A 17,774-nucleotide genomic window follows, 5' to 3' on the forward strand; every position below is an offset into this window, starting at 1 on the left:
TATTTTCTCGCCTCAAAATAGCACACTTAATTAAGCAAATTGGTACTATTTTGATGGCCACTCGCGACCCACTATTTGCGACAGACGGGCCAGCATGTAGTTTGGTATTAGTCTTGTTGACAGTTTCGAGCTGTTAATTTGAGCGTTCAGAGGTAGTATGACAAACACAGATAATTCAGGCGCAAGCCCGCTAGACATAAGCAACCCGGCGTTTCGCCGCTTTTCCGTTGCGCCCATGCTGGATTGGACTGATCGCCATTGCCGGACTTTTCACCGTAAGTTGACTAAGCACGCGGTGCTTTACACTGAGATGATCACCACAGGCGCGATTATCTTTGGTAAGGGCGATTACCTGCATTTTGGTGAGCACGAAATGCCGGTGGCGTTGCAGCTTGGCGGATCAGACCCCAAAGCCCTGGCTGAATGTGCAAAGCGCGCTGAGCAATACGGCTATAACGAAGTGAACCTCAACGTGGGTTGTCCATCGGATCGGGTGCAAAATGGTCGCTTTGGTGCATGTCTGATGGCAGAACCTGAGCTGGTGGCTGAGTGCGTCGCAGCGATGAAAAGTGAAGTCTCTATCCCGGTGACGGTGAAAACCCGGATCGGGATTGATGAGCAGGATTCGTATGAATTCCTGACCCGGCTGATTGAAGCCTCAAAAGCCGTAGGTTGTGATGACTTTATCATTCATGCCCGCAAGGCCTGGCTGCAGGGTCTAAGTCCTAAGGAAAACCGCGAAATTCCTCCGCTGGATTACCCTCGTGTGTATCAGCTCAAGCAGGACTATTCGGACCTTCATATCAGTATTAACGGCGGCGTTAAAACCATTGAGGAATGTCAGCATCACCTGGCACACCTGGATGGCGTGATGATTGGCCGAGAGGCTTACAGTAATCCATTTATGCTGTCTGAGGTTGACAGTGCCCTGTATGGTGCCCCGGCGTTTACCCAGACCCGGCATCAGGTTGTTCGTAGCATGTACGATTACATTGAGGCTGAAATGTCTAAGGGTGCGAACTTTTGGCATATCGCCCGCCATATGCTGGGGATTTTCCAAAACCAACCGGGTGCCCGTGGCTTCCGTCGTCATTTGTCGGAAAACGGCCATGGAAAAAGTGCCGATATCAGCGTGATGGAGAAAGCGCTGAGCTTTGTACCGGAACTGTAGCTCTGATTTTGGTCAAAAAAGCTAACTATGTGCTTTTTTGACCACAACCCCCTTCCATATTCTTCATATCAATACGACTATTTTCAATCTAAGCACCTGATTTTTAATTATAAGTGTGTTTTGGCATAAACCTTGGAATAAGTTAATCAACATTAGCTTACTCAAGGAGCCTGTCATGGCCTTAATCGACCGAATCGAAGATTTAATCAAAGCCGAGTTTAATGCGTTGCTCGACAAAGCGGATGATCCGAAAAAGAACCAGCGTCAGATCGTGACTCAGCTTGAGGATGCGCTCAGTGAATGTCGCAGTACTGTGGTACAGGTGATCTGTGAGCAAAAAGCGCTGGCGCGCCGCAATCAGGCGCTGGCTAAAAAAGCCGAGCAATGGCAACAGCAGGCAGAGTACGCGCTGCAAAAAGACCGTGAAGATCTGGCCCGCGCTGCGTTGCTGGAAAAGCAAAAATGTCAGCAAGCCCAGCAGCATATTGAAGATGAGACGGCGCAGTTACAGCGGGCTTACGACAAGCTGGAGCAGGATGCGCAAATCCTGACTGACAAGCTCAATCAGCTACGTCATAAAGAAGCGCAACTGGCACGCCGTGAACATACAGCCACCACCCAGCTGAAAGCGCGCAGTGTGGCAAGTCAGCAGTCGATTGAAGAGGCCTTAAGTCGCTTTGAGCACCTTGAACGTAAGGTTGAGCGGGTCGAAGCCGAAGTTGACAGTTATGAACTGGTTAGCAAAGAGCAAGCGCAATGGCAGGCGCTGGAGACACTGGCACGCGAAGAGCAAGTGGATAAAGCGCTGGCCGAGCTGAAACAAAAAACACAACCCGCTTAGGTGTGGGCAATATTGGTGCCTAGTGGCCCGCAAGGTAGTTATAGTGAGGAGAGATCTGATGACAGAACATGATACTTATTACAGTACGACACGCCCGCAGCAACCGCGCAAAAAAGTGGCCGGGGTATGTGTCAATGTCGCAAACAGGCTGGATATGCCAACCTGGCTGGTCCGTGTGATCACCGTCTTACTGGCACTAAAAGCACCGGTATTGGTATTGATGGCGTACTTTATCGCCTGGATTGTGCTTTCGGAGCGCACCTGAGGAGGCAACATGAAAGCGGCATTTATCTTACTGATTGGCTTAGTGGTGCTATCCGCTTTATCCTGGGTGTCTTCGCCACTGGCTTGGTTCAGTGTCCCTGAGGTGGTCCTGGATGTAAGCTGGGTAGGGATCGAAATGCTGAGCCTGTTTGTGGCTATGATCGCCGTTTTTGCTTTATTGGCTCTGCTGAGCATAGGGTTGCTCGGCGTCATGTTAGTAGTGCTCATTGGGCTAGTATTAGCACTGCTGTTTAACTCAGTACTGATTGCCATTCCGTTGTTATTTTTGGTCGCGATTGGCTGGTTAGTGAGTGATAAACAGGCGCTTTGTTAAGGTGCCTGTTTTAGCGTTATGTGCTGATTGAACGCAGCAGCAGGCTGTAAAGAAATGGTGATGAAAGCGCGTTAAACTAAGGCTAATGTGGTATAGTCAATGGACTATACTCAACAAGGAAAGCGCTTATGATCAAAAATTTAGCCTTCTTTATACTGTGTTTATTGCCCTGGCTGTCGCAGGCACATCCGGACCATACCCACGAGGCGGCGCATCACGCCCACGCTGAACCGGGTTCTGTGCAGTTGATGCACGCCAGACTGCGCGATTTTCTGCCTACGGCCAGCTCGACCGCCGGCTATTTTACACTGGCCAATGCCAGCCAGCAGTCCATGACCTTAGTTAAAGCCGAGATAGAAGGGCTGGGGCGAGTTGAGATCCATGAACACACTCATGTCAATGGCATGATGCGCATGCAAAAGATAGACAAACTTGAGATAGCGCCAGATAGCCAGGTTGAATTTAAGCCCGGCGGCTACCACCTGATGGCCTTTGAGCCGACAAAACCATTAAAAGTGGGCGAAAATCGTAAACTTACACTATATTTTGCTGATGGCAATCGCGTCTATGGTTTGATTGAAGTGGTGTCACTAAAGGCGCAGATGCATAACGCGAAAAATGGACATCAGCATCACTAGGAGTCTTGATGGATCACAAAACACACAGTCATATGGGTAAAGTCTGGGCCGCACTGGCGGTAATCCTGTTGCTCGGTTATGGCCTGGCAATTTACTGGAGTGCGGAGCCTGAGCAATTTGATGTGGTTGGCAGTGCGAAACGCCACGCCGAGCGGACGAACACCCAGCTGGTGACCGGTTACGTCACTACCCACACGCTTATTACCGTTTCGCAAACCTTACTTGATAAACCGGGCGGTTATTTATCTAACGATGTCTTACCACCGAGTGTGATCATGGACAATATGCCGGCCTGGGAATATGGCGCGCTGGAAATGGTCCGTGACATGGCCTTGTCTATGCGCAAAGACTTTAGCCGCTCTCAGTCGCAATCAACCGAGCACCCGAGCCTGAAAAAAGCCCAACCGCAGTTTAATATCAGCTCAACGGCCTGGTTATGGCCCAGCGCCGAGGGCGAGTATCGCACCGGTATTGCGCATCTGAACGATTATCTGCTGCAAATTTCGAATCCCGCCGATCAGGGCAGTCAATTTTACGCCCGGGCAGATAACCTCAGGGGTTGGCTAAAAGAGGCCGAAAAACGCCTGGGTAGCTTAAGCCAGCGGCTGAGCGCCAGTGTCGGCCAGGACAGGCTGAACACTGACCTGGCTGGCGACAGCGCAGCGAATCAGGCAACCTCTGCCGCCAATCACCATGAGGTGAAAACGTCGTGGTGGAAGATTGACGATGTATTTTATGAGTCCCGTGGTGCCACCTGGGCTCTGTTACACTTTTTAAGAGCGGTAGAATACGACTTTGCGGATGTGCTCGAGAAGAAAAATGCAAAAGTGAGCCTGCAGCAGATCATCCGGGAACTAGAAGCCACACAGGAAACCGTGTGGAGCCCGATGATTTTAAATGGTAGTGGTTTTGGATTGGTCGCCAATCACTCACTGGTGATGGCGAACTATATTTCCCGGGCCAATGCGGCTCTTATTGAACTCAGTGAACTTTTAGCGCAAGGATAAATAAATGAAAAAGTACTGTTTAGCGGCGGCCTTATCTCTGGCCTGCCTTGCACCTGCAGCTCAAGCAGATACCCTGTTAGGCTTATATTTAGGTGGTGAAGCGTGGGGCGCAGAGCCTGAAGGTAGCTTTGCGAACAAGGGTAATCAGCAAGACTTTGACTTTGCTGATAAAAACTTCTCGAGCTTCTATGCTGCGCTCGAGCACCCGGTGCCATTAGTGCCTAACGTCAAGCTCAAGTATACCGAGTTAAAACTGGAAGGTTCAGCAGTACTGAATGAAACCTTCGACTTCGGTGACAAAAGCTTCACCGTGGGCGGTACAGTGAATACAGTTGGCGATCTGAACCACATGGATTACATCCTGTATTATGAGCTGTTCGACAACGATCTGGTGTCGTTTGATTTCGGTCTGAATGCCAAACACTTTGACGGCGATATCAGTGTTACCGGTTTTGCCAATGGTGAATCAACCACTGAAACGGTCGACTTTTCAGGCTTTATCCCACTGGGTTACTTAAGAGGCGAAGTAGGCTTACCACTGACCGGCTTGAGTGTGTTCGCCGAAGGCAGCTTACTGGCCATTGATGACAGTAAAATCCAGGACTTCCAGATTGGTGTTGCCTGGGAGTTTATCGATAATATGGCCGTGGATGTGGCAGTTCGCGCAGGGTATCGTTCTATGGTAGTTGAGCTGGACGATGTTGATGATATCACTACCGACTTAGATGCATCGGGTCCGTTCGCAGGCGTGCAGGTTCATTTCTAAACCTGGCTGTTTAGCTGGAATGTAGCAAAGTATCGCTTTGGTACATTCCTTCCCCCTCATGATTCCCAGGTCAGGGTAAATTCTTCTTCGAATGCTTTTCCTAATAGTTGTCTGTAGGTCTTGTTCACAGGCGTATTAATCAGTTTTTTCAGTTCATCACCGGTTTGTGTTAGCTTGTAATAGCTCAGGACCAGATCGTTGCTGTTGGCTTCAATAGACAGGTGTTTACCCTGATAGGCCAGTGTCAGCGACTGCCCTTTTTGCAGGTTTGCTGATTCAATCTCCTGGCGATAGATTAGATTGATGTCCATCAGGGTCAGAATATGAGGAAAGCTCAATCCGGCCTGCGCCAGATTCAGTGATTCTTTCGCCCCTTTTCGAAGTAAATCGAACAGCGATGGCTTTTTATAAAATCCCAGCAAAATAAGATAGCTGTCTTCTTTTTCAAGATAGCCGCACAAGGATGCACAGCGCTGCAGCGCATCGGCCTCTTTTTGCGTCATTTGTTTTAGCGTTTGCAGGCTTTTGATTGAAAAGGTGCCCGGTGCGATCGACTCACCAACTAAAATTTTAGCCCAGAGCTTTTGCATGGCGCTGTTGGCAATGTCCTCGGCCAGAGCGATAAAGTGCTCCAGCCAATCCGGATCGGGGCGCCCCCGACTGGTGACATCGGGGCATAAAGTCAGTGACATCCCCATAATCGATTCGATATTGCGTTGCTGGGCAATACGCTGCAACTGATTGCGTTTGAGTGCTCTTTTGAGTACCCCGTGTTCGCTGCGCACAATAAATTGATTTTGATTCGGGTTAGAGGTCTGCGCAAAGCGTCGCTCTTCAGATTGTATGACCGCTTTTGGTTGTTTGATCATGGCATAGCCCAGTTTCTCTTCGATAAGAAGCGCTAAACTGGAGCGTGCCTGGGCATTTTTTATTGTCATACCACTCCCTGTGTGTGTAATTTTAACTGGCTGATCAACTGGTTCAGCATCATTTTTAGTTGTTGTTCTATATAGTAAGCCGCAAAGCGGGCATACAGTCCGCCCACCAAAGGCGTGTGGTTTTCCCCTCTGACACTGAACTGGACCAATAAGGTATCGGCCTGGGATTGTAGCAAAAGCTCGATATGGGCGACGTGCTCAGCATTGAATCGCAGTTGAATGGCTACGCGCTGTTGTTCCAGGCTTAGCACTGTCACCTCTGCCAACCCCCAGGGATGGGCCAATTCACCATAGCCGCCTACGTGTTCAGCCTGAGTCAAAAACACCAGCTGCAGATCCGGTTGTGGCCTCAATAGTTCTTGCCAGTGTTCGGCATTTAAATACTTTTGTAAGACTGGCAGGTCATGATTGGCTACCCGCTGCGCTGTTTGGGCCTGATAGTCAGAGGGAAGCAAAGCGGTGGCCACAATCAGGCCGAATATCAAAACAATGCTGAACGCTAAAGCCCGAAAAATTGATGCTGTCATAACCTGCTAAGAGCCGCTATATTATTTAGTTAACGAGCACAAGTTGTTGAACATCGACTATAATATTACTTGAGTGTTAACGGGTATGGATCTTGATAGTAAAAACCTATCATAATTTATAAGATAACACATAGGCAAATATGTCATGTGGGCAGAAACTAAGTAGTTGAACATAAGGTTGATGATGGCGTCAGAACAAGAAGAGTTTTTGTTTGCGGATCAAGACTCAACGCATGACTCACAAGAAACAGTCAGCGCGTATTGGGATGTACTGGTTGTGGACGACGATCCAGAGATCCACTCGGTTACTAAGTTGGCCCTGTCCGGGGTTGAGTTCTGGGGGCGTGCGCTCAAATTTCATCATGCTTATTCAGGTAAAGAAGCACTGGAGGTGTTGTCTCAACATCCCGAAATTTGCATCCTGTTACTCGATGTGGTGATGGAAAGCGATGATGCGGGCCTGTCCGTTGTAAAGAAAGTGCGAGATGAATTTGGCAATTATGCTGTGCGGATCATTTTGCGCACCGGGCAGCCAGGCTATGCGCCGGAAGAAAAAGTCATTCGCGAATACGACATCAATGACTATAAAATGAAAACTGAGCTGACCCGCGGTAAGCTGGTCACCTCTTTACTGACAGCCATTCGCTCTTATCAACAGATCTGCGAACTCGAACAACAAAGCCTGGCACTGACCAACATCCTCGAAGCCTCCCATGCCATTTTAGGCCACACAGATATGCCGTCTTTTGGTTTGTCTGTGGTCAATCAGCTGGCTAAAATTCTCGGCTCCGAGCCCCATGGCCTGGTTGCTGGCGCAATTGAGAAAGACGCTAAGGTGCTGGTGTTTGGTGGCACAGAGCCTTATTTAACCCACATCGGCCAGGGGCTGGAGCAAATCGACAATGGTCGGGTGATCATGCAGGTGCAAAACTGCTTTGATATGGATGCCCATCAGCAAACCGATCACGACGTGACCTTTTTACTGCAAGGTAAAAATCGTCGTGCAGCTATTTACCTGGAAGTGGCAGAGCCGCCGAATGCGGCACAGATGCAATTTGCGGAAATCTTTCTGACCAATGTCAGTGTCGGTCTCGACAACATTAAACTGATCAACGAGCTGCGCGATGTTGCCTATAAAGATGCCCTGACCCGATTACCAAACCGGGCAAACTTTGTTGATCAGATAGCGCAATATTATAAGTCTGAGCAAGATAGTCTGGTGTTTGTGCTGATTGATATTGCCCAGTTTTCGGATATCAACAACGGGTTAGGTCAGGAAGTGGGTAATTTACTGCTGCTGGCGGTGAAAGAGCGCCTGCAACAGGAGTGTCCACAAGGCGAGCTACTGTCTCGTATCGGGGCGGATGTATTCGGGGTCTTGCTGCCTAAGCAAAGTTTTGATGAAACCCTGTTTTTAGACGCACTCACCGTACCTTATCAGGTTGGTGAGCATGTACTTACTATGCACTTTCATATCGGCGTGTGCTGCCAGAGCGACTTTTCACCCCAGGGGCTGGAAACGCTGAAACTGGCCTACATCGCCCTGAACCAGGCAAAACAGGCGCGGCAAACACTGAACTGGTATAGCTCAGATCTAGAAGAGAAAATGGCCTGGCGACTGGGCCTTATTCGCCAGCTTAGGCAAGACTTTGAACAGGGCAAGCTGGAAGTTTGGTATCAGCCGCAGTTGTGTTTACAGTCTGAGTCTAATGCTGTGATTGGTTGTGAGGCTTTGCTAAGGTGGCCAACCGGAAAGGGCGACTACATTTCGCCGGCGGTGTTTGTGCCGCTGGCAGAAGACGCCGGTTTGATTGTGGAAATCGGTCAATGGGTGCTGGAGCAGGCCTGTGTGATGCAAAAGCAACTGAGCTCGCTGGGCCATGACATCAGTGTCGCCGTGAACGTGTCTGTGCCGCAGTTTAAGGTGTCTAATTACGCCCAGCAGGTCAAGCAGACGATTCTGGACCATGATGTGGTGCCACAAAAAATTGAACTGGAAGTCACAGAAAGTGTGGTGATGGATGAAATCAATACCGTGGTGCACACCCTCAGCGAACTGAAATCCTTTGGTGTTGAAGTGGCCATCGATGATTTTGGTACTGGCTTCTCGTCGTTGAGCTATTTACAAAAGCTACCTCTGGCCAGGCTAAAAATAGACCGCGCGTTTGTTAAAGGGATCCCCCATGAAGATTCCGGCGCCATTGCTGAGCTGGTGATCTCTTTAGGCCGCCACCTTGGGCTTAAAACCATTGCTGAGGGGGTTGAGACGCAGGAGCAGGCAGATATTTTACGTGCCCTGGGGTGTGATGAAGTACAAGGGTTTTTCTTTGCCAAGCCCATGGCCGAGGCCGATTTACTGGCCTATTTAAAAAGCTAGGGCTGGGAAGCCATCACGCTTTTTAGTATAATCCGCTTCTTTTTTCAGCATTGAGCCGTCATCATGAATGCGTTACAGGCCGAGCGCCCGCTTTTTTCTTATCCCAAGTATTGGGCCGAATGTTATGGTCCAGCCCCTTTTTTACCGACCAGTCGCGCCGAAATGGACGCGCTGGGCTGGGATAGCTGTGACATCATCATAGTCACGGGAGATGCTTATGTCGACCACCCCAGCTTTGGGATGGCAGTCATAGGCCGGGTGTTAGAGGCGCAAGGTTTTCGAGTTGGGATCATCGCGCAACCGGACTGGTCGAGCAAAGACGCCTTTATGAGCCTGGGTAAGCCGAATCTGTTTTTCGGCGTGACGGCCGGCAATATGGATTCCATGATCAACCGCTATACCGCGGAAAAACGCATTCGTCACGATGACGCCTATACGCCCGGCAATGTGGGTGGTAAGCGCCCGGATCGCGCCGTGGTGGTGTATAGCCAGCGTTGTCGTGAGGCTTACAAAGAGGTACCACTGGTGATCGGTGGTATCGAAGCCAGCTTGCGCCGTATAGCGCATTATGATTACTGGCAGGAAAAAGTACGTCGCAGCATCATTTTCGATGCCAAAGCAGACTTGCTGATTTACGGTAATGCCGAACGCCCGTTGGTTGAAGTGGCACACCGCATTGCCAATGGCGAGTCCATTGATACCATACAGGATGTGCGCGGCACCGCCGTGATCCGCAAGGAGCCGTTACCAGAATGGCGCGGTAGTGATTCAACCGCCATAGATAAAATTGGCAAAATTGATCCTATCCCTAATCCTTATGGAGCCGACGATGTTGGCTGTAGTAAGTCGGAGTTTGTACAGGCTGAGCAGGCACAGGATGCAACTCAGGCCCAGCCCATTGTGGTGCAACCCCCAAAACTGAAACCCTGGGAAAAAGTCTATGTGAAGCTGCCGGCTTACGAGCAGGTGAGTGTAAACAAACCTTTGTATGCCCATGCGTCACGGATTTTGCACCAGGAAACCAACCCGGGTTGTGCGCGAGCGCTGTTTCAGCGTCATGGCGATCGTAGCGTATGGGTCAATCCTCCCGCCTTTCCGCTGGAAACCGATGAGATGGACGAAGTTTTTGGTCTGCCTTACCAGCGTGTGCCGCACCCCAGCTATGGCGATGAAAAGATCCCAGCCTATGACATGATCAAAACATCCGTGAACATCATGCGGGGCTGTTTTGGCGGGTGCAGCTTCTGCTCAATCACAGAGCACGAAGGACGTATTATTCAAAGTCGCTCCGAGCAGTCAATCATCGATGAGATTGAACAGATCCGCGATAAAGTACCGGGATTTACCGGCGTGATTTCCGATCTGGGTGGTCCGACGGCTAACATGTATAAACTGCGCTGTAAGAGTAAAAAAGCGGAGAGCACCTGTCGTCGCCTGTCGTGCGTATACCCGGATATTTGTAAGCATATGGACACAGATCATACGCCAACCATAGAGCTGTATCGCAAGGCGCGCGATGTAGAAGGGGTGAAAAAAATCCTGATTGCGTCTGGCGTGCGTTATGACCTGGCCATTGAAGATCCGCGCTATGTCAAAGAGCTGGTTACTCATCACGTTGGCGGTTATCTTAAGATTGCGCCCGAGCATACCGAGCAGGGGCCGTTGTCTAAGATGATGAAGCCGGGCATGGGTACCTATGACAAATTCAAAGAGTTGTTTGATAAATACTCCAAAGAAGCGGGCAAAAAGCAGTATCTGATCCCATATTTTATCTCTGCGCATCCGGGCACCACGGATGAGGATATGGTCAATATGGCGCTGTGGCTTAAAGCCCATGACTTTAAGCTGGATCAGGTGCAGAACTTCTATCCGTCACCGATGGCCAACGCAACCACCATTTATCATACCGAGATGAATTCGTTGCGTAACATCAAAAACAACAAAGAAGTGGTTGCGGTCCCTAAGGGCGCCAAACAACGCCGTCTGCACAAAGCCATTTTGCGTTATCACGATCCGGCTGGCTGGCCGATGATCCGCGAAGCGCTGAAGAAAATGGGTAAGGCAAACCTGATTGGACGCGGGCCACAGTGTCTGGTGCCGGAAGCCGGGCGCAACGAAGGTAAGAGCACTACCCGACGTAAGCCGGGCAGCAAAGCGCTGACGCGTCACAGTGGCTTTGGCCAGTTTAATCAGGCCAATACCAAGCCCAGAGTGGGTAAGAATAAACCCGCAGGGCGCGCTGCTAAACGCTAGCGCGGAGCAAAGAAAAAGCCGCTGGATAGCGGCTTTTTTTGGCTTAGTTTTCGGGCTCTTTACGATAAGGGATCCCGGATTTGATCCAGTTCGCAGCGGGCTTACCCATCAGGTAATGATCAAAGTATTCCTTCATGCGAACAGAGTAGTCCACCTGATTCGGGAACTGTTTCAGGTGATGCGGTTCGCCCTCGTACTGTAAGAAGATGGCATCCTTGTTGTGACGGCGCAGTGCTAGATAGTACTGGATCCCTTCTTGCCACGGTACCGCACCATCATTATCACCAAACATCAACAGAATGGGGGTATTGACCTTGTCGGCGTAGAATACCGGTGAGTTTTCAATATACAACTCGGGCGCTTCGGTGAGTGTTTTACCAATCCGGCTTTGTCCGGTCTCATACTGGAACTGACGTGCCAGACCCGATTTCAGGCGAATACCACTATAGGCCGAGGTCATATTAGATACGGGCGCACCGGATACCACGGCTTTAAACATATCGGTTTGGGTGACAGCAAAAGCACTTTGATAACCTGCCCAGGAGTGCCCCTGAAGGCCTATCTTATCCGGATCGGCAACGCCCAGGTCAATCAGCTTTTGTGCGGCATTAACCAGGGTTTGCGTTGATGAACGCCCCGGGTAACCAATTTCAAAGCGAATGTCGGGCAGGAAAATGGCATAACCGTTCGAGGTAAACATCGGCAAATTCGGTCTGTGGTTCAGCACCATGTGCGGGAAATCATACATGCGCTGGCTCATATAGCGATAGAAATAGAAGATCACCGGCACTTTTTTACCTGGCTTATAGTTGGCAGGTTTGATCAGCACGCCCTGCAAGGGCTCGCCATTGTATCCCTGATATTGCACCAGCTCGGGCTTTTGTCCCCAGGCAAAGGTGCTGAGCTGAGGGTTCAGGTTAGTGATCCGGTTGCGCTGGCTAAAGGCGCTGTCGGTTTGCCACAGATCAGGAAACTCATGGTAGCTCTGTCTGGTAAACAGCAGGGTATCCGCCTGTTTGGCTTTTTCCAGCAAGCTGTATTTTGCTTCCCCTGAGGTCAGGGTGGTGAGCTTGCCCGTAGCCAGGTTGAGCCTGGCTATATGTGTTTGCTTGTTTGCCAGATTGTGTGCCGACAGGTATACCTGATCATCCGCATCAAAACCAACAAAATCTTTATCCAGTTTGATCACCCGGTATTGTGTCTGGGTTTCTTTCCCTTGTGTCAGGCGTTTAGCCTCAGCGGTCTGGCTATTAAAGGCCCAGATATCAAATTTACTGTAGGCATACAGCGTGCTGCCATCGCGTTGCCAGCCTGCAAATCCGTATCCCGGGTTCGGCTCGGGGTAATCGTGACGGTCATCGGCAAACAGTGCGTCGCGAACAGCCTGACTGACGGCCGTTTCTTTTTGTGCATGTAAGTCTTTAAGCCACAGCTGATCGTTCAGGAAATAAGCGGCATGCTGACCCGTTGGCGACAGCGTGGGGCGATTCGGTGCTTCTTTAACGATAAAGCTGCGTGCACCCGTTGCAACCTGCACGGCATAGTAGTCGGCGTAGAAACCTTTATACATGATCTGATGCAGATAAGGCTGATCATTGCTGGCCAGCAGGAAGCGGGCTTCACGATTGAGGGTTAGATCCCGTGCCGTTTCATCACTCAGCTGAGCCACACGTTCACTGCCCAAATGATAGACCGCCTGATAGTTACGGTCCCGGTTGGTTTTTTCCCAGGTATGGATCTCGCGTGGTTTGATCTGCTCATCGTTGTTATGCCAGACCTTCAGACCTGACTGGGCCATAATGGTATCCAGGTCGGTCAGTGATGTCTGATCCTGGTATTTTTTCTCGACGGGCTTAGGCGCAAGGTGCGGACGGTTCTCAAAATACAGTCGCTCACCTTGTTCTGACCAGCTTAGTGTTGCAGATTTCGGGCTATACCAGCCCTGCGCTTGTGCCACGTCGGTGAAGCGGTCGACTTTGGCATCCCATAAACGCACCTGGTAGTCGCGGCGGCGTGTATCGCCATTGACATAATTGCCCTGCGTAAAGGCCACCAGTGAGGAATAGGGGTGCCAGGCGATAGTGGATAGGGTCACGCCAGGCTCGTCTATTAATACACTGAGCTGTGCCCGGCTTAAATCAAAATACTGAATTTGGTTGTCGGCGCCATCTTCGCTCTGCGTGCTCATCAGCACGCCATATTCCGCCGGGCTCAGTGCGTAACGGCCAACCTGTTCAAACTTATGTTGTTGGTCAGAGGTTAAATCTACAATGACCAGTGGATATGCTTTGTCTTTCTTGTCGGCTGGAATTGCGCCGTCAGCCTTGCTCTCAGCTTTATCTGGTTTGCTGGCTTCAACATCCTGGCGATAGGCCAGCCAGCGACCATCGTCGCTGAGTTGGTAATCCTTGACGGCCTCAAAGGTGCGCTGTTCACCCGTTTGTGTATTCACCAAAACCAGGGCGCGTTTGAGCTTTTTACGGGCTTTTTTATCTGTGGTTTCTGATGTCAGCAGGCTCGGCACCTGAGTGAAGGCAGCCCAGTTGGCAGCCCGGTTGAGCTGGGCTTTGGTGCCGCGCTCTACACTGGCTATCAATTTCTGGGTGCTGAGGTTATACAGCTGGCCTGTACTGTCTCCCCGGTAAGGTTGAGCACTCAGGGCAACAAAGCGCCCGTCCTCTGACAGGACCCGGCCCTGAGCATACTTAAAGTCAAATACATCATTAAATTCCAGGCTGGGTTTAGCGGCGAGGGCGGATGTGCAAAACAGGGCGGCCGTGAGTAAAGATTTGGCAAACGTCATAATATGTTTCTTGTTCGATAGGAGTTGTAACTTTGTAACACTTTTATCTGAGAGACTAAACTGTACTGCGTTGGGTATTAGGAAAAACTGGATAAAATCAGGCGGAGCGGGCCCGCCTGCTTGTTATGGCTGCGAGCTGGCTATGCCAGCCAGATACGCTGTAGCTCTTGCCAGTGGCTGGCGAAGTTGGCCGCCGGCTTGGCTTTAAAGTCGCTGCGTACAAACTGGTTCATTTTACCTTCAACATACGCGAGGAAAAAGTTTGCTAATGCGGCTTCATCGCTGGCAAAGGTCTTACCTTCACGCAGTTTGCGCTCTCGCAGCACTTGTTTAAACTGGGTTTCGAGTTTCTCAAACAGGCCCTGTACACGCTCGCGCAGTCGTTCCTGCTCCCCCTGTAGCGCATCACCGGTCAGGATACGGGTGATCCCCGGGTTCTTTTCCGAAAAGGTCAGTAACAACATCAGAATATTGTAGATACGGCTTTGCGTTTCTTTTTCGTTTTCCAGGATCAAATTGATGCGCGACAGCAAAGTATCTTCTATAAATTCAATCAGGCCCTCGAACATCCGTGCCTTACTGGGAAAGTGGCGATACAGCGCGGCTTCAGAGACGCCGACTTCAGTCGCCAGCTTGGCGGTGGTAATACGCTGCCCTGGACTGGTTTCAAGCATCTGCGCAAGGGATTGAAGTATTTGCTCTTTGCGATTACTGCGTTTAGTCGCTGGCATGAGGTTTCCTTTATCATTATCGTTATTTTAGTAGGAGCGGGCTCCATGCTGGCTGGTCGTTATGCTCACCAGAACGACTAGCTACGAAGCCCTAAACTCAATTATTTGGCCATGTTAATGCTTTATTCAGCTTCTTTCCAGTCTTTTAACATGAACTTAATTAAGTTTACCGGCAATTGCTTTGACGACAGTAAGCGCTAACTCTGACTTGCTTGCCAGGGGTAAAGATTGTTGCGCATTGTCCCAAAACAGGGTCAGCGCATTATCATTGGCATTAAAGCCTATTCCGGCCTGACTGACATCGTTAGCGCAGATCATATCTAACCCTTTGTTTTTCAATTTGCCTTGCGCATATTGCGCGACATCCTGGGTTTCAGCGGCAAACCCCACTGTGTAAGGGCGCTGCGCGGTCAGCGCGGCAACGTCGGCGATGATATCCGGGTTTTTCACCAGCGTCAGGGTTATCTCATCGCCCTGCTTCTTGATTTTTTGTTCGGCGATGTCTGCGGCGCGGTAATCCGCCACGGCTGCACAGCCTATGAAGACATCTGAATTAGGCGCTAATTTCATGGCCGCCTGATGCATATCGAGCGCACTGCTCACCATGTGCACGTCACAGCCTGGTGGTGGCGTGAGTGCGACCGGGCCGGAGATAAGGTGAACATGAGCACCCAGTGCAAGCGCAGCTTCTGCCAGCGCGTAACCCATTTTACCTGAGCTGTGGTTACTGATATAGCGTACCGGATCGAGTGCTTCGCGCGTTGGGCCTGCGGTGATGGTCACGGTTTTACCTGCCAATAGTGGGGCTTCGGGTGTCAGCGCACCCAGTGCCAGTGCGACCAGCTCATGTGGCTCCAGCATGCGGCCTTTGCCCACATCGCCACAAGCCTGCTCGCCCTGACCGGGTCCCCAGACAGCCACTTCGCGGTTTGCCAGTGTGCTGAGGTTAGCCTGAGTTGCCGGATGTGCATACATTTGCTGATTCATGGCTGGTGCTATGGCCACTTTGGCCGGCGTTGCCAGCAATAAGGTAGTAAGTAGATCATCGGCAATACCTGCGGCCATCTTGGCGATGATATTGCTGCTGGCCGGAGCCACTAAAACCAGGTCAGCCCACTTTGCCAGCTCGATATGGCCCATAGCGGCTTCGGCAGCCGGGTCGAGCAGAGAGTCAGCAACGGGCTCGCCCGATACCGCCTGCATGGTCAATGGGGTAATAAACTGCTTAGCCGATCCAGTCATTACCACTTTGACTTCACAATGATGCTCTTTTAACCGTCGTACCAGTTCGGCACATTTATAGGCGGCGATCCCACCGCTGATCCCCAGAAGAATACGCTTGTGTGTTTGGCTCATGCTCGGCCCCTGCAAATAAAAACTAGCGCTAAGATAGCATAGCCTACCCCGGGTTTTGAATTATTCTGCCCTGTGACTACACTCAGAGAATCACAGTGACGTGATGAATGCCCACAAGGAGGATGCAAACATGCAACTATTGGCCATGCCCAAAGCACAGCGCCCGAGAGAGCGGCTGTTAACCAGTGGCGCCAGTGCGCTCAGTGATGCCGAACTACTGGCTATTTTTTTACGTACCGGGGTGGCCGGTATGAATGCCGTAGAGCTGGCTCAGTCGCTGATTGAGCAAAGTGGCTCGTTACAGGCTTTGATGAATGTGTCGTGCGGCGAGTTTTGTCAGTTTAAAGGGGTGGGTGAAGCCAAGTACGTACAGTTACAGGCGGTACTGGAGCTGAGCCGCCGCTATTTGCTGGAAGACATGGTTCGCGATGCACAGTTTGGCTCGCCTCAGGCGGTCAGTGACTATCTGAAAATTCAGCTCAAGGGGTTGCATCATGAGGTGTTTATGGTGCTGTTTTTGGATAACCAGAATCGCCTGATCCGTGATGAAGTGCTGTTTTCGGGCACCATTAACGCCGCCAGTGTGTACCCCAGAGAAGTAGTGAAAGCGGCGCTGAAATACAATGCGGCCGCCTTGATATTTGCCCACAACCATCCTTCGGGGGTGGCTGAACCCAGTGAAGCAGACAAGCTGATCACCAATAAATTGCAGCGTGCCCTTGCGCTGGTGGATATTCAGGTACTTGATCACTTAATTGTGGCAGGGAGTTGTTGCCTTTCATTTGCCCAAAGAGGGCTGTTGTAGTAGGAGGTTGGCTTGGATATGACGTGTTTCAGGGCGCTTTCCTAGCATAAATTAAAAATAGTTTAATTTAAATGCAGTTTTTACTTTCCTAAGCGGCCATGGATCATTATAATTGGCCGCTATCAAATTTACCCATGAGCTGATTAGGATATCATCAGATCCTTGAACTCTGCCTGTAAATACTGTATAAAGAGCGCCCTTTGATTTTACCCAGGGCAAGCAGTTTGAAGGCCTAAGGGGAAGTTAAGCTCGAGCGAAGTTATTGGAGATATATAGACATGTCTAAAGTCTGTCAAGTTACAGGTAAGCGCCCGGTTGTTGGTAACAACCGTTCACACGCGCGCAACGCAACTAAGCGTCGTTTCCTACCTAACCTGCAAACACACCGTTTCTGGGTTGAAAGCGAAAAGCGCTTTGTTACTCTACGCACTACTACTAAAGGTATGCGTATCATCGATAAAAAAGGCATCGACGCGGTATTGACTGATATCCGTGCTCGCGGCGAAAAAGTATAAGGAGCTTAAATCATGCGTGATAAGATCCGTCTAGTTTCTACTGCTGGTACTGGTTATTTCTACACTACCGACAAGAACAAGCGTAACATGCCTGAAAAAATGGAGATCAAAAAGTACGATCCTAAAGTACGTAAGCATGTGATCTTCAAAGAAGCGAAAATCAAGTAATTCGCTTTTAGATTCGAAAAACCCGGCTCAGGCCGGGTTTTTTATTGCCTGCGTTTTGAGCTTTAATTTCAATTGCATTGATTCGCAGGTATACCATTTTATTCAATTTTTGAGACCCCATTTTTGGGCTTTTTGTCTGCCCGTCCGTCATGAATTGTGTGATGTTGGTATACCAGTATCAGGGTAAGGTGACAATACGAAAGAAAATGCATAGTCTGCCTTACAGAGCAGTTAATACCAATTTCACTTAATACCTGTTCAATTTGACGGAGCAAATATG

At 50.2% G+C, this 17,774-nt stretch carries 18 protein-coding genes; 12 read left to right on the top strand and 6 right to left on the bottom strand.

Going from position 1 to position 17,774, the window contains the following annotated elements; all coding sequences use genetic code 11:
* The first annotated feature begins 157 nt into the window (after positions 1 to 157).
* From dusA to C3B51_RS15800, 7 genes are all read left to right on the top strand, one after another.
* Positions 158 to 1,171, top strand: a complete 1,014-nt coding sequence (dusA, locus tag C3B51_RS15770) for a tRNA dihydrouridine(20/20a) synthase DusA (RefSeq protein WP_130245685.1) — start codon at positions 158 to 160, stop codon at positions 1,169 to 1,171.
* 175 nt (positions 1,172 to 1,346) lie between these two features.
* Complete coding sequence (locus C3B51_RS15775; protein ID WP_130245686.1) at positions 1,347 to 2,012, top strand: PspA/IM30 family protein; 666 nt, start codon at positions 1,347 to 1,349, stop codon at positions 2,010 to 2,012.
* A 58-nt stretch (positions 2,013 to 2,070) separates the two neighbouring features.
* Positions 2,071 to 2,277 (top strand): PspC domain-containing protein, encoded by a 207-nt coding sequence (locus C3B51_RS15780; RefSeq protein WP_125717008.1) that lies wholly within the window; start codon positions 2,071 to 2,073, stop codon positions 2,275 to 2,277.
* Between the two features lie 9 nt (positions 2,278 to 2,286).
* Entirely contained in the window at positions 2,287 to 2,610 is a 324-nt protein-coding gene (locus C3B51_RS15785) for a hypothetical protein (RefSeq protein WP_125717009.1), read from the top strand.
* Between the two features lie 128 nt (positions 2,611 to 2,738).
* Entirely contained in the window at positions 2,739 to 3,248 is a 510-nt protein-coding gene (locus C3B51_RS15790; protein ID WP_125717010.1) for a copper chaperone PCu(A)C, read from the top strand.
* Between the two features lie 8 nt (positions 3,249 to 3,256).
* On the top strand, positions 3,257 to 4,255 hold the full coding sequence (locus C3B51_RS15795; RefSeq protein WP_130245687.1) for a DUF2333 family protein: 999 nt from the start codon (positions 3,257 to 3,259) through the stop codon (positions 4,253 to 4,255).
* Positions 4,256 to 4,259: 4 nt separating this feature from the next.
* A complete protein-coding gene (locus C3B51_RS15800; RefSeq protein WP_125717012.1) occupies positions 4,260 to 5,021 on the top strand; it encodes a TIGR04219 family outer membrane beta-barrel protein in 762 nt (253 codons plus the stop codon).
* 56 nt (positions 5,022 to 5,077) lie between these two features.
* On the opposite strand, the gene C3B51_RS15805 is transcribed toward C3B51_RS15800, so the two are convergent.
* Both C3B51_RS15805 and C3B51_RS15810 read right to left on the bottom strand, forming a co-directional pair.
* Positions 5,078 to 5,959, bottom strand: coding sequence for a TIGR03899 family protein (locus tag C3B51_RS15805; RefSeq protein WP_130245688.1), 882 nt, complete (start codon positions 5,957 to 5,959; stop codon positions 5,078 to 5,080).
* The gene (locus C3B51_RS15810) at positions 5,956 to 6,486 is read right to left on the bottom strand and encodes a hypothetical protein (RefSeq protein ID WP_130245689.1); all 531 of its coding nucleotides are present in this window, start codon (positions 6,484 to 6,486) and stop codon (positions 5,956 to 5,958) included. The genes C3B51_RS15805 and C3B51_RS15810 overlap by 4 nt, the downstream gene beginning before the upstream one ends.
* A gap of 184 nt (positions 6,487 to 6,670) precedes the next feature.
* Between C3B51_RS15810 and C3B51_RS15815 the strand changes: the two genes are divergently transcribed.
* Entirely contained in the window at positions 6,671 to 8,863 is a 2,193-nt protein-coding gene (locus tag C3B51_RS15815; RefSeq protein ID WP_130245690.1) for a bifunctional diguanylate cyclase/phosphodiesterase, read from the top strand.
* 63 nt (positions 8,864 to 8,926) lie between these two features.
* Positions 8,927 to 11,116: a YgiQ family radical SAM protein gene (locus C3B51_RS15820; protein WP_130245691.1), complete on the top strand. Its 2,190-nt coding sequence runs from the start codon at positions 8,927 to 8,929 to the stop codon at positions 11,114 to 11,116.
* A 43-nt stretch (positions 11,117 to 11,159) separates the two neighbouring features.
* On the opposite strand, the gene C3B51_RS15825 is transcribed toward C3B51_RS15820, so the two are convergent.
* From C3B51_RS15825 to coaBC, 3 genes are all read right to left on the bottom strand, one after another.
* The gene (locus C3B51_RS15825) at positions 11,160 to 13,919 is read right to left on the bottom strand and encodes an alpha/beta hydrolase family protein (RefSeq protein WP_130245692.1); all 2,760 of its coding nucleotides are present in this window, start codon (positions 13,917 to 13,919) and stop codon (positions 11,160 to 11,162) included.
* 140 nt (positions 13,920 to 14,059) lie between these two features.
* Positions 14,060 to 14,650, bottom strand: a complete 591-nt coding sequence (gene slmA / locus C3B51_RS15830) for a nucleoid occlusion factor SlmA (RefSeq protein ID WP_010383685.1) — start codon at positions 14,648 to 14,650, stop codon at positions 14,060 to 14,062.
* A 156-nt stretch (positions 14,651 to 14,806) separates the two neighbouring features.
* Positions 14,807 to 16,006, bottom strand: coding sequence for a bifunctional phosphopantothenoylcysteine decarboxylase/phosphopantothenate--cysteine ligase CoaBC (coaBC, locus tag C3B51_RS15835; protein ID WP_130245693.1), 1,200 nt, complete (start codon positions 16,004 to 16,006; stop codon positions 14,807 to 14,809).
* 130 nt (positions 16,007 to 16,136) lie between these two features.
* Between coaBC and radC the strand changes: the two genes are divergently transcribed.
* The 3 genes from radC (at position 16,137) to rpmG (ending at position 17,494) form a co-directional block, all read left to right on the top strand.
* The gene (gene radC / locus C3B51_RS15840) at positions 16,137 to 16,811 is read left to right on the top strand and encodes a RadC family protein (RefSeq protein ID WP_125717018.1); all 675 of its coding nucleotides are present in this window, start codon (positions 16,137 to 16,139) and stop codon (positions 16,809 to 16,811) included.
* Between the two features lie 278 nt (positions 16,812 to 17,089).
* On the top strand, positions 17,090 to 17,326 hold the full coding sequence (rpmB, locus tag C3B51_RS15845; RefSeq protein ID WP_010383680.1) for a 50S ribosomal protein L28: 237 nt from the start codon (positions 17,090 to 17,092) through the stop codon (positions 17,324 to 17,326).
* Between the two features lie 12 nt (positions 17,327 to 17,338).
* Positions 17,339 to 17,494: a 50S ribosomal protein L33 gene (gene rpmG / locus C3B51_RS15850; RefSeq protein WP_005493124.1), complete on the top strand. Its 156-nt coding sequence runs from the start codon at positions 17,339 to 17,341 to the stop codon at positions 17,492 to 17,494.
* A gap of 98 nt (positions 17,495 to 17,592) precedes the next feature.
* Here rpmG and C3B51_RS23790 read toward each other — a convergent pair.
* A partial coding sequence (locus C3B51_RS23790) for a hypothetical protein (protein WP_206076646.1) occupies positions 17,593 to 17,774 on the bottom strand: 182 nt, incomplete at its 5' end.

This window comes from Pseudoalteromonas rubra (genome assembly GCF_004212645.1).
GTDB lineage: Bacteria > Pseudomonadota > Gammaproteobacteria > Enterobacterales > Alteromonadaceae > Pseudoalteromonas > Pseudoalteromonas rubra_G.